The organism is Komagataeibacter europaeus (assembly GCF_002173515.1).
Lineage (GTDB): Bacteria > Pseudomonadota > Alphaproteobacteria > Acetobacterales > Acetobacteraceae > Komagataeibacter > Komagataeibacter europaeus.
The window spans coordinates 139828-153442 of record NZ_CP021467.1 but is presented as its reverse complement, the minus strand read 5'-3'; the positions used below and the strand labels follow the sequence as shown (position 1 = coordinate 153442).

General features: G+C 56.6%; 7 protein-coding genes. 5 read left to right on the top strand and 2 right to left on the bottom strand.

The annotated features are described in order from the left end of the window. The first annotated feature begins 259 nt into the window (after positions 1-259). The 4 genes from S101446_RS00745 (at position 260) to S101446_RS00730 (ending at position 8492) form a co-directional block, all read left to right on the top strand. Complete coding sequence (locus S101446_RS00745; RefSeq protein WP_087607268.1) at positions 260-2653, top strand: type I restriction-modification system subunit M; 2394 nt, start codon at positions 260-262, stop codon at positions 2651-2653. After that, positions 2650-3960, top strand: coding sequence for a restriction endonuclease subunit S (locus tag S101446_RS00740; protein WP_087607267.1), 1311 nt, complete (start codon positions 2650-2652; stop codon positions 3958-3960). Before S101446_RS00745 ends, S101446_RS00740 begins: the two co-directional genes overlap by 4 nt. A gap of 51 nt (positions 3961-4011) precedes the next feature. Beyond that, positions 4012-7029 carry a type I restriction endonuclease subunit R gene (locus S101446_RS00735; RefSeq protein WP_087607266.1) on the top strand — a complete coding sequence of 1006 codons (3018 nt, stop codon included), beginning with the start codon at positions 4012-4014 and terminating at the stop codon, positions 7027-7029. Between the two features lie 455 nt (positions 7030-7484). Continuing rightward, positions 7485-8492, top strand: coding sequence for an aldo/keto reductase (locus S101446_RS00730; RefSeq protein WP_087607265.1), 1008 nt, complete (start codon positions 7485-7487; stop codon positions 8490-8492). A gap of 376 nt (positions 8493-8868) precedes the next feature. Here the strand turns inward: S101446_RS00730 and S101446_RS00725 are convergent, their stop codons facing one another. After that, positions 8869-9987 (bottom strand): reverse transcriptase family protein, encoded by a 1119-nt coding sequence (locus S101446_RS00725; protein WP_157684787.1) that lies wholly within the window; start codon positions 9985-9987, stop codon positions 8869-8871. 254 nt (positions 9988-10241) lie between these two features. Further along, complete coding sequence (locus S101446_RS00720; protein WP_087607263.1) at positions 10242-11498, bottom strand: phosphoribosyltransferase-like protein; 1257 nt, start codon at positions 11496-11498, stop codon at positions 10242-10244. A gap of 537 nt (positions 11499-12035) precedes the next feature. Here S101446_RS00720 and S101446_RS17540 point away from each other — a divergent pair. Further along, entirely contained in the window at positions 12036-13565 is a 1530-nt protein-coding gene (locus S101446_RS17540; RefSeq protein WP_157684786.1) for a hypothetical protein, read from the top strand. Positions 13566-13615 lie beyond the last annotated feature (50 nt).

The following is a 13615-nucleotide window of genomic DNA, read 5'->3' as shown; positions in this document are numbered from 1 at the left end:
AAATCACGACTGCAATGGGGGGAAACCGGTCTGTCCGCTTCGCGTCGCGAGCGCTTGGAAGCAGACATGACCGCCGATCTCGGTGCAGTTCAGTCCTCGACTTCGTCCCCTGGCCACGTGAAGTTAAGTGGGGTTTCTTTTACGCCCAACAGACGGAGCAGCTGACAACAGAGCCCATCCCAAGGCTGATTGCAGAATCAAGTCCTTAAGAGTAGTCGTTGAAGGGCTATTGCCCTCGCATCAACTTTTGAGGCCCACATTGAACCAGACGTCTCACAGCAGCCTTGTTTCTTTCATCTGGCGCATTGCCGACGATTGCCTCCGCGATGTGTACGTACGGGGCAAGTATCGCGATGTGATCCTGCCGATGGTTGTGCTGCGCCGCCTTGACACGTTGCTCGAGCCGACCAAGGACGCCGTTCTGGAAGAGGTCCGGTACCAAAAAGAAGACATTGGCGCGACGGAGTTGGACGATGAGCCGCTCAAGGATGCCTCTGGTTACGTCTTCTTCAACACCAGCCACTGGACCTTAAAGAAGCTGTACAACACCGCCACCAACAACCAGCAGATCCTCCTAGCCAATATTGAGGATTACCTCGACGGATTCAGTGACAACGTCAAAGAGATCATCGGTCGCTTCAACCTGTTCGAACAGATGCGCCATATGGCGGAGAAGCAGGTGCTTCTGGACGTCATTGAGAAATTCGTCTCCCCCTGGGTCAACCTGACCCCGAATGACATTGAGGATCCGGAAGGCAACACGCTTCCGGGCCTCTCTAACCTGGGTATGGGATACGTCTTTGAGGAACTGATCCGTAAGTTCAACGAAGAGAACAACGAAGAGGCAGGGGAACACTTCACCCCGCGCGAGGTGATCCACCTCATGACGCACCTGCTTTTCGACCCGGTAAAGGACCGTCTGCCCCGGATCCTGACGATTTACGATCCGGCTTGCGGGTCGGGCGGCATGCTGACCGAGGCTCAGAACTATATCACGGACGCAGATGGCCCTTTCCATGCCCACGGGGACGTTTACCTCTATGGCAAAGAGATCAACGACGAAACCTACGCGATCTGCAAATCCGACATGATGATCAAGGGCAATAACCCTGAAAACATCCGCGTGGGCTCCACCCTCTCCACCGATGAATTCTCCGCCAACCGCTTCGATTTCATGCTGTCCAACCCGCCCTATGGCAAAAGCTGGAACAGCGAGGTGAAGTACATCAAAGACGGCAAGGACGTCATTGATCCCCGTTTTCAGGTCGAGCTGGCCGACTACTGGGGCAATGTCGAAACGATGGATGCCACCCCGCGCTCATCGGATGGCCAGCTGCTGTTCCTGATGGAGATGATCAGCAAAATGAAACCCACCAGCGCCAGCCCGCTGGGCTCGCGCATCGCGTCGGTCCACAACGGCTCCAGCCTGTTCACTGGGGATGCGGGCAGCGGGGAATCCAACATCCGCCGCTTTATCATCGAAAATGATATGCTGGATACCATCATCCAGCTGCCCAACAACCTGTTCTATAACACCGGTATCACCACCTACATCTGGCTCCTGTCTAACGCCAAGCCCGAGGCACGGCGCGGGCGGGTCCAACTGATTGACGCCAACCTCATGTTCCGCAAGCTGCGCAAGAACCTTGGCGACAAGAACTGCGAGTTCTCGGACGAACATATCCAGCAGATCACCGAGGCCTTCCTGAACTTCGCCCCTGTCGAGCGCCAGATCGACGCGGCGGGAGATCCGGAGGGCATCGCCGTGCAAGTCTTCGACAACGCGGATTTCGGCTATCACAAAGTCACCATCGAACGCCCGGACCGCCGCCGCGCGGGTTTCAGCGCCGAACGCCTCGCCCCCCTGCGCTTTGACAAGTCCCTGCGCGAGCCCATGGAATGGCTCTACGACGAACACGGGGATCAGGTCTATCAGCCGGGCTTTCTGAAGGAACAGACCAAGGCGATCTCCGCTTGGGTAGAGGAAGCAGGACTAACCCTGAACGCCAAGGCGAAGGCCAAGCTGCTCGACACCAATTACTGGGTCAAGCTGCGCGACCTGCTGGCCACGGCGACCCAGATCATGGGCGATGTGGGCCTTGAGGAGACCGACGACTTCAACGCCTTCCGCAAGGCGGTCAACGCCGCGATCAAGACGCGTAAGATCAAGCTGGGCGTGACCGAGAAGAACGCCATCCTGAACGCCGTCAGCTGGTACGACGAAACCGCGCAAAAGGTCATCTCCAAGAAGCACAAGTTGACCGGCGCAGAGGTTGAGGAGCTGACCACGCATCTGGGCTGTGCGGCGGAGGATCTGGCCGATTTCGGCTGGTACCGGCAGAGGGACGGCAGCTACCTGACCTATGAGAGCACCGCAGAGCTGCGCGATGCCGAAAGCGTGGCCCTAAAAGACGACATCCACCGCTACTTCCTGGCAGAGGTGAAGCCGCATGTGAATGAGGCCTGGATCAACCTTGATAGCGTGAAGATCGGCTACGAGATCAGCTTCAACAAGTACTTCTACCGCCACAAGCCACTGCGCAGCCTTGAAGAAGTGACGCAGGACATTTTGGCCTTGGAAGAAAAAGCCGACGGGCTGATTGCCGATATCCTTGGTGTCGAGGTCGCGACCAAGCTGGAGCCGGCGGAATGACCATCGCGGCACAGCAAACCTACGATGCATACAAGGTAAGCGGAATCGACTGGGTCGGCGAGATTCCCGCGACTTGGGAGCAGGTTGCCAACAAGCACTTGTTCCGGCTTCGGAAAACGCAGGTCGGCAAACGGTCGTCAGAGTATGACCTGCTTTCGTTGACGCTGCGCGGCATCATCAAGCGGGACATGGAAAACCCGGAGGGCAAATTTCCGGCGGAGTTCGACACCTATCAAGAAGTCCGTCCGGGCGACTTCGTTTTCTGTCATTTCGACGTCGAAGAAACCCCGAGGACGGTCGGCCTCTCAACACACCATGGGATGATCACTGGCGCCTATACGGTCTATGAACCGACGGGGGATGCGGATTCCGGCTTTCTCTACTATTTCTACCTGCACGCAGATACCAACAAGAAGCTTCGCAGCCTCTACAAGGGCCTACGCAACACTATCCCGAAGGACACGTTTGCGGCCTTCAAGACGCCGCTCCCACCCCTCCCTGAACAACGCGCCATTGCAGCGTTTCTGGATGGGAAATGCGCGATGATTGACGAGGCGGTGCGGATCAAGGAGGAGCAGATCAGGCTCTTGGCCGAGCGCAGGCAGATCCTGATCCAAGAGGCCGTCACCCGCGGCCTGAACCCCAACGCCCCCATGAAGGACAGCGGCATCGACTGGATCGGCCAGATCCCTGCGCATTGGGAGATCCTGAAGCTGCGCGACATGGGAGGCTTCCAAAACGGGATTAGCGAAGCGGCTGAGTATTTTGGCTCTGGACACCCATTCATAACCTACGGTGACGTCTTCAATAACGAGGTATTGCCACAAAATGCATCTGGTCTCGCGAAATCAGACAGCCGAGCTCAAACCCTGTATTCAGTGCGAGCTGGTGATATCTTCTTTACGAGAACATCGGAGGTTGCATCGGAGATCGGCATCGCATCGGCCGCGACGTCTGATATTCCCAAGGCAACATTTTCCGGCTTTCTCATCCGTTTTCGCCCTAAGGCTGGCAGGATCGTTCCCGAATATGCGCGCTTCCTATTCCGCTCTGATTACGTTCGGGTGTTCTTCGCCCACGAAGTTAACATCGTGACCCGGGCTTCCCTCGGCCAAGAGTTATTGAAGAACCTACCCGTCTTTGCGCCTCCCCCAGATGAACAGGCCCGGATTGCAACTTGGCTGGAAGGCAAGACCAAAGATCTGGATGGCGCAATCGAGCTGAAGAAATCCCAAATCACCGCATTGCGGGAATACAAGACGAGCTTGATCAACGCGGCGGTGACTGGAAAGATCAAGGTATTGTAAACGCCCGGCCCCTCGATGTGGCGGGGTAGAAACTCATTTGAAAGCAACGCCATGAATGTCGCGGTCAGCAACACCAAGGAAATCGCCCTCGAACAGGCCATCGAGAGACGGCTTTGCGGCGCGAGCTCCGAAGAGCTGGCCGTCGGGGCCATCGCCTCTGGCCCTTTCCGCATCGGCCAGCCCGCTGATTTCGACGCGACCCTCGCGCTCGACCGTGCGAAGTTCTGGGAGTTCCTCGAAGCCACCCAATCCAAAGACCTCGACAAGCTCAAGCAGCACAACCCCGCCGACTGGCAGGCCAAGATCACCGGCCAGCTCGACAAGCTGATCAAGTCCAAGGGCCTGCTGCACGTCCTGAAAAAGGGCCTGCCCGTCGACAACGCGCATTTCCACCTGATGTATCCCGCTCCGCTGGCCAGTTCGGCGCAAAAGGTCCACGACAACTTCGCCGCCAATATCTGGAGCGTGACTCGGCAGGTCCATCACAGCACCGCCAACTCGAATGAATCGGTGGACATGGTGCTGTTTCTCAACGGGCTGCCGCTGGTGACGCTGGAGCTGAAGAACGCCTGGACCCACCAGACCGCCCGCTACCACGGCCAGAAGCAGTACCGTGAGCGTGATGCAAACCAGACCCTGCTGCGCTTTGGTCGCGTGCTGGTCCACATGACCGCCGACACCGACGAGGTGTGGATGGCAACGAAGCTGAAGGGCGCCTCGACCTTCTTCCTGCCGTTCAACAAGGGGCATAACGAGGGCGCGGGCAACCCGCCGAACCCGAATGGCCACAAGACGGCCTACCTGTGGGAAGAGGTTCTGCAACCGCAGAGCCTTGCCGGGATCATCCAGCATTTCGTCCTGCTGGAGGGCAAGAAGACCGACCCGTTGGCGAAGAAGACGCTGATCTTCCCGCGATATCACCAGCTGAATGTGGTCCGAAAGCTGCTGTCCCACACCGCTCAGACGGGCGTAGGGCATAAATACCTGATCCAACACTCTGCCGGCTCGGGAAAATCCAACAGCATCACCTGGGCCGCCTACCAGCTGATCGAGACCTATCCGGCGAAGCTAGGCCTGCCCGGCGTCAGGGCGCTGGACGCCCCGCTGTTCGACAGCGTGATCGTCGTGACCGACCGCCGCCTGTTGGACAAGCAGTTGCGCGACAACATCAAGGATTTCTCCGAGGTCAAGAATATCGTGGCCCCGGCGCTGAAGTCCTCGGACCTGAAAGCAGCGCTGGAGAACGGCAAGAAGATCATCATCACGACCATCCAGAAGTTCCCCTTCATCATCGACGATATAGAGGATTTAGGCGACAAGCGTTTCGCAGTGATCATCGACGAGGCGCACAGCGGCCAGAGCGGCATCGCCAGTGACAAGATGAATCAGGCAATGGGCGGCGACCCAGACGAAGATGACGTGCAGGACAAGATCCTGGCGGCCATGCAGGCCCGCAAGATGCGCGGCAATGCGTCCTACTTTGCCTTCACCGCGACGCCGAAGCCGATCACCCTAGAGAAGTTCGGTGAGCAGCAGCCGGACGGCCGCTTCCGCCCGTTCCACCTGTACAGCATGAAGCAGGCGATCGAGGAGGGATTCATCCTCGACGTGTTGGCGAATTACACGACCTACAAGGGCTATTACGAGATCCAGAAGTCCATTGAGGACAATCCCCTGTTCGACACATCCAAGGCGCAGAAGAAGCTGCGCGCCTATGTCGAGCGGAGCCAGCAGACGATCAACACCAAGGCCGAGATCATGGTCGAGAATTTCATCGACAAGGTGGTCAACCCCAAGAAACTGCGCGGCAAAGGCAAAGGGATGATCGTAACCCAAAATATCGAGGTGGCGATCCGCTACTACAAGGCCGTACAGGCAGAACTTGCCAAACGCGGTAACCCGTTCAAGGCGCTAATCGCCTTCTCGGGCGAGAAAGAGGTCGATGGGGTCAAGTACACCGAGACCGAGATGAATGACGTATCTGAGGACAAGACCCGCAGCGAGTTTGACAAGGATGCATTCCGCCTGCTGATCGTCGCAAACAAGTATCTCACCGGTTTCGACCAGCCGAAGCTCTGTACGATGTACGTCGACAAAAAGCTGCAGTCGGTTCTGGCAGTCCAGGCCCTGTCCCGTTTGAACCGGTCCTCCCCCAAGCTAGGCAAACGGACCGAGGATCTGTTCGTTCTCGACTTCTTCAACTCGATCGAGGACATCAAGGCTGCCTTCGACCCGTTCTTCACGGTGACGACCCTATCCGAGGCGACGGACGTGAACGTCTTACACGAGCTGAAAGCATCTTTGGATGATGTCGGCGTCTACGAATGGTCAGAGGTAGAGGAATTCTGCAAAAGGTTCTTTGACGGCGAAGATTCCGAGAAACTCAGCCCCCCGATTGACGTGGCTGCCGAACGTTTCAACACCGGCCTGGAACTGGAAGACCCGGAGAAGATCGACTTCAAGATCAAAGCGAAGCAGTTCGTGAAGATCTACGGCCAGATGGCTGCAATCATGCCGTTCGAAGTGGAGGCTTGGGAGAAGCTCTTCTGGTTCCTGAAGTTCCTGATCCCGAAGCTAAACATCAAGGACCCGAATCAGGATGCGTTGGATGACCTGCTCGAGGCCGTTGACCTTTCGTCATATGGGCTAGAGCGGACAAAACTAAACCAGACCATCGGCCTGGACACTTCAGAAGCAGAGCTAGATCCACAGAACCCCACCCCCCGCGGCTATCGCGAAGGAGCGGTGCAGGAAGACCCGTTGGAAGAGATCATCCGCAGCTTCAACGAACGTTGGTTCCAAGGCTGGAGCGCCACCCCGGAAGAACAACGGATCAAGTTTCTGAACATCGTTGAAAGTGTTCAGGCCCACCCCGATTTCGAAAAGAAATTTGATGAAAATTCTGATCCCTACAGCCGTAACTTGGCATTTGAAAAAATTATGAAAGAAGTCATGCTAAAACGCCGGAAAGAGGAGTTGGAACTCTACAAGCTTCACAACCAAGACGAGGCGTTCAGATCTGCACTATACCTAAGCGTCAAGGAGGCGCTGACACAGAGCCTGCGCTGACAATGAACTGAAGCGTGCCCACCCAGACTTCGGCGACGATGAATTCGTCCAATGAACTCGAATTGACCTCCTCCACCGATTGTCCCTCGATCATAACCAGGGTCTGCCAGTTTGATATTGTTGGTCGGCAGGTTGATCGAATGACAAGCACGTCTGGCTCTGTGCCTTTAGGCCACTTGCGGCACAGGCCACCCGTCATTTTAGGCTTAAAGGACTGAACCGCCCCGGGATTGACGGTTACCAATTCCTGCAAGCTTTGAGCCGTGTCCGCCTCGGAGAAGCCCCCGGCTGCACATTGACGTCCGAGAAGTAGGCGAATATCGCCTGTCCGCTTGTTCCATCAAACAGAAAATTCGTTCCGTTCCAAAGGACGAAAAGCTGCACGGAAGAAAGGTTATCGAAAGATAACCCGTGTGGTAGGGTTCTGCTTTAGGAAACAGGGATTTTTCTTAAGTATGAAATTGCGGCAACTTGGTAAGAGCGGCCCTCAGGTATCCGAAATCGGTCTTGGGTGTATGAGCATGTCCGGCATGTATGGTCCGGCTGATCGGAAAGAAAGCATCGCTACCATCCATGCCGCGCTGGACGCCGGGATCACGCTTCTCGACACCGGCGATTTCTATGGCATGGGCCATAACGAGATGCTGATCGGTGAGGCGATCAGGGATATTCCTCGCGACAGATTCCTCGTCAGCGTCAAGTTTGGTGCGATGCGGGATCCGGGCGGCAACTGGGGCTCCTACGACGCACGGCCTGCTGCCATGAAAAACTTCCTGGCCTATACCCTGCAACGGCTCGGGCTTGATCATGTCGACATCTACCGGCCTGCACGGCTGGACCCGGCTGTGCCTATCGAGGATACGATTGGCGCCATCGCCGAGATGGTTCAGGCGGGTTATGTCCGGTATATCGGTCTTTCGGAAGTTGGCCCGGAAACCATCCGGCGCGCGGCTTCCGTCCACCCGATCAGCGACCTTCAAATTGAATATTCGCTGATTTCACGTGGCATCGAGGACAAAATTCTTCCTGCCTGTCGTGAACTTGGCATCGGCATAACAGCCTATGGCGTGCTCGCGCGTGGTCTAATCAGCGGGCACTGGCAAGGGGCTAAGGGGCTAGGGGACTTTCGGATTCGTAGTCCCCGCTTTCAGGAAGGCAATGTCGAGCGCAATCTGGCCCTTGTGGAGACATTGCGCGAAATTGCAGCCACCAAGGGCGCAAGCGTGGCCCAGCTGGCAATCGCCTGGGTGGCCGCACAGGGTAACGATATCGTACCACTTGTAGGAGCCCGCCGGCGCGATCGGCTCTCCGAGGCGCTGGGTGCGCTTGATCTTGCGCTGACGCCCGACGATCTGGCGGCTATCGAGCAGGCTGTTCCCAAAGGAGCTGCGGCCGGGGAACGTTACGATCCGAAGCAGATGGCGGTACTCGACAGCGAGGAATCGGAGTTCGGGAAGGGTTAGGAGTAATATAGAGCCGGTGCAGGTATCTAGGCCGCCCGGCTCTTATCTTTACCACCCTCACTGGCGGTGATCTTCAGCTTTTTTCTGATTGGCAGATACAGACACTTACGTCCGCTTTTCCGAATTTAGCATGATGCTTCTTGTGTCCGTCATGAGGGCGACCGCCGCCTGTCTATTCCGGTTCTCCTGAACAGACAGGCTGGTTGGGGGGAGCGGTCAGGCTACTTTGGAGCGCCGAGCCAACGTGTCCTGCCGTTCATTCACCTGCGTGTGACGGCTGCCCATCCCAGCCGGTCGTGGTCGAAGTCAAGCAACCTTAAAACACTAATTCGCCTTCAATTGGATCGAACGGCTGGTCGGCGGACTTAGGTTCGGATCAAACCGGCCAAGATACCTTGTCTAGCTCACGCAGCAATCCATCGCCGTAGACGACGTCGATCTGCCGCGCATAGGTAGCAAGACCGCGCAGGTGGTTCCGAAACCCTGCAACGGAGACAAACCCCCTCGCTCTAGCGTGCCGCACCGGGCCGACGCCATCCTTCATGAGGTAGTGCAGATGCTGCCGCATCAACGCTCGAAACTCGCGGCTGAGTCTCGGCTTCTTCCCATCGACAAGGAGGCCGAGGACGATTTTCCGCGCGCCCGGGGGTGAAACGCGAGTCTTCGTGACGTTTGGCGAGAGGCCGATTGTGCCCATCAGATTGTAGATCGTCCCAATGAGCCTCCTGCAGTCAGCCTTCGTAATGGGCTGATCGGTCGAGAAAGATAGGTCGTCAGCATAGCGCGTATAGATCATGCCGTTCTGTTCGGCGATCGCTGCTGCCTGGGCGTCAAACTCCCGCATGGCCAAGTTAGCAAGCATTGGGCTCGTGGGGGCTCCTTGGGGCAGATGACCAAGGAGCGGCCCAGAATCGTCCCGGTAGGCTTGATAGGCCTCGATTTCTGACCAGCGCCGCTCCATGTGCCGCCAATCCTCCACGCGCCAGCGATTAGTTGCCCGCCGCGGGCTCCAGCCAGCAAGCCGCGTGCTGATCCGCGCCATCTCCAGCGATACCAAAGGCTGATAGCCGAGAGAGCGGAACACGCGGTAAGCGGCGATTTCGTTGATAGACTCAAAGAAATTCCGAACATCCATCTTGATCAGCCATTTACAGCCGCAGTGAGGTGCGGCCGCGTCGGCTAGCTTATCGCCCTTCGAAAAGGCCACGCTCGCCGAATGGGCTGCCGCCTTGCTAAGGATTGCCTGCGTGATCCAGCGCTGCACCTTCATCAACTGGGGCGAAGGAACCGCGATTTGTCGGTAGCGTCGCTCACCTGTGTAGGCCGGGCGTTTCCGAATGCGGAAAACTCGATACCCCTCGTTCGGTGAGCGCTGGGCTACCCGCCGCAACACGCCGTAGTCGACTCCTGCCTGTTGGGCTAGGTGGGCTAAGGTGAACACCGGCGGCAACGAGGGGATTTTTAGCTGGGACGCCGTTGCCAGCGCATTTGCCAAGACAGTGGCATCGACGCTCCGCGTTCGACCTTCTCGCGCATAGAGTTGAGGGCGCCACCCGACCATCTACTTTGACACCCAAGGGGTGAGACAGATCGCGGAGTGGAGCAAGACATCACCGCGAACCGCCGAAGGCGGCACTTCGCGATCTGCCTTAGCTTCAAGCGCCCGCTTTTCCGTAGACACGCAGAGTCTGCGGCCCATGGACGTCAAGCCCGAAGGCTTTCGGCCCGGCGCCGGCCTCTCGACCGGCATCAACTAGAAAGTCCCTGCGGCGCCCTCAACGAGGACGGATAGTAGAACGGCGGCGCTTCGACGGAAAGTGGGTTGTCAGCAGGCGCCTTACGCGCCTGCTTGAGTTGCGCGTGGCCTAGGTCGGTCAGGCGATACTGACCGTCGATCAAGTCGTTCTTCAATGCGGCTTTTAAAGCTGCCTCGACCTCGATCATTGTCAGACCGGTTTTTCGGGAGATCGCTTCGGCTTCACGCGGCGGCCGACTCAAGGCTGCGAGAGCCATCAACAAGTTCTGGGCGTGGGGTTTAGCGCCAGCGACCTGACCGGCTTCGGCGAGCCGGGCCTGGCGCATTTGGACAAGGTGCATTCGGACCGTCTCTGCGTCTTGCGCCGTAGAAAAATGCTGCCGGGTCGCTGACGTGACCCGCGCGGGGAACAGCGGGGCCCAGCCATACCCGCGCTTGTGCAAGATTAGAGGCGCGTTGTTCGGGACACCGTGGGCGAACGCGATCAGGGCGCCGCCGTGGGCGTAGCCGGTCGGCGGCATCACACTTGAGGGAACGGGCGAATACTTCACGCAGAGTTTGTACGCATCGCCGTTAGAGAATTCGGTGCCGAGGGTTGGACAGCCCATGACGACGTGAACCTTGGGACGCGAAGGGTGGAGCTCGACGACCGCGCGCCCAGTCTGCGTTGCAGCATAAGCGACCACCTCGAACGAAAGCCCCTTAGTCGCGCGTCCGGACCACCAACTTCGGACCGACCGAACCCGCCAAGCCGCCTGCAGGTAAGTGCGCGCCCGCTTACCGGACCCGATGAAGTCCGTGACGAGAACGAAGCGCCGGATGCGATACTTGCGAATGGCGTCGGGACCGGGATGATTGAACACTTGCTGAGAATGGGCTCGGCAGACCTCAGAGACCATCTGCGCCACTAAGCCTTCGCTGCCGACATCCGCGTCATAAGCTTGGGTTGGTTGGACGGGAGGTGGCCCAACACCGTGCGCCCGACGTACTTTCGTCTTGGATTCTTTGAAGAGACGAAACGGGATGCCGTGCCGATGGCGGAGCTCGCGCTCGACATAAACGCCAATCGGCCCGTTTCCCTTTGCCAACCGGGACAGTAGTAGCGCCCGTAGTCCTTCCGCGAACGCATCACGCGAGACTAAGGTCATCGCCCGCAACAAAGCGATAGCGACCGGCTGGTCCTCCGGCTCGAACTGGCCAAGCCACGCCAGAGTCGGTTCCGCTTTCAAGAATGCCGAGTTGCCGGCCAAAGTCGCCTTCTCCCGCCTGTGCCAATACTACGAGCGAGCGTACCCACTGATCGGTCGTCTTCGCCAGTCCAAATGTTCACTTTCTACACTTTGATGTCGCGGAGAGCCAGCGTGCCGTCGGGCGAACAGCTTCACTGTGCAAACGGGCTACTCATGCTGGATCAGCCCGGCGTTCTGCACCAGATGCGTAATTACCGTTGTTGGCCAAAATACGCCGGGCTGCTTATGTCCGCTGTACGGAAAGCTGTGCGTTGGCATGTATGTCCGAAATGAGGCGACTGCGGCCTGTCTGCTCCTGCATCACTAAGCAGACAGGCAGATCAGGGGGAAAGCAGACGGTCTGCAATCAAGTGGTAAAATAAAGACCGGTCACTAATGCGAGTTCTGAGGCTTGCTGCTGGAACGTCTTGCAATTCCAGAAAAATGAGGTCACGAAAAGGATGCTGCTGCTCTGACGACATAGTTGTCTGATGCTTCGCCATATTGAATTGTACCTTGCCTCGCGCATAATAGAGTAAAATTCTAATTAGAGAACCAATGTCCTTACGCGCCATCAAAAATTTGCCCGACTGGGCAGAGAGCCAATTCGCCGTTCTATGCGACGCCCAAAACGTGATTCGCAATAAGTCAACGCAAGATCGTGCGGGCTGGGATTACATCGTAGAGTTTGACGAGCCTGTTAAACCTGATGTGCCGCTTGACCGCCAGCGTGGTAGTATAACCTGTCGTGTACAGATCAAGTCAAAAACAGGCGGAAGTCCGCGCATAGAGTTGAAACTATCTAATGCACTCAGGTTCTGCCGGGAACCAGACCCCTGTTTTATCCTTCTTATGCACCGTAAAAAAGACACCGGATTGATCGAATATTACGTTCGAGAATTTGATGAAGAACTCATGACGCTAACCCTCAGAAAATCTCGTGAGGCTGACCGAGATAGTATTTTTAATACACACAAAATCCGAATACCAATTACCTTTCGCCCCAAAGACCGTGCATCTGACCCGATCGAGGCGCTCCGCCTCCAGTCGTCTGGCTCCGGTACAGACTATGCAGTCCAGAAAGCGAAACTGAACGCGACACTTGGTTATGAGAAATCGTCGGTTAGTGGCACATTCACTCTTGCCCTAAGTCAGATTCAGCCGTTCATCGACCACGCAGCTGGATTGCCCGCAAGCTTTGAAGTCGAACGCGCGTGCTTTAACGATAAGCGTTGTGGAATTCCAGCACGTACGCCGATCTTCGATGGAAAACCTCTCTCCTTTAAATTTAAAACTTCTCCACGGTCAGCATGCATTCGTGTGAAAGGAACAAACGGACGTAGTGCCGCTTTTGAAGGACAGTTTCGATCATTCAATCTGCCTGGTCTTCCATTCGACCGATCCCGTGCCACCTTCACGTCGAACGGAATATCAGCCGTCATCCAAGGACATTCAGAGATGACGCTTAACTACGACATGTCGACTACTTCACGTAGGACACTTGCCGAGCATTATAACCTTTTGTCGCTTAATGCTGTCCTCCTGCTCGGTCCCGTATCGATTGCGCTTGATATCAGCGGAAAGGAAGTCCTGATCACGGATGAAATGAATTGTAAGCCGATCAGAAACAACTGGATCAACTGGTTTGACAAGGTGCTTACTTGCCTCAATGATCTTGTATTCAACAGTAAAAAACCTATTTTTTCTCTAGATGATCTTGGATTCCAATCTGACATCGTTACGAATTTTGTTGGCGCCCTTTCAGACGGTGATTTCACAATCACCTTGGAGTTCGAGAAGCTCCCACCGCAGGACATTACGATCCGCAACGTAGCCTATTTCGTCTGGCTGGAAGCTGGCGATTCAACCTTTACAGCTATAGTAAGACGCCCGTGCCTCATTCAAGACCTCGAAGAACGCCAACTTAAAGTCGTCTTGGGTGACCCAGTTATCTTGGAGTCTACAACTGAAAAGGGGCCAGCGTCGCGGCATCTTCCGGCGCTACGCAGACGTTTCGAGGCCCTAAAGACCCGACTGGGCGACGGAATACTTGAACTAAATGGTGGGGATCTGCTCGCTAATCTATGAGACGCTATGGGGGGGAGAGCGGCCTGACCGCTTTTAGACACCTAGCAGGA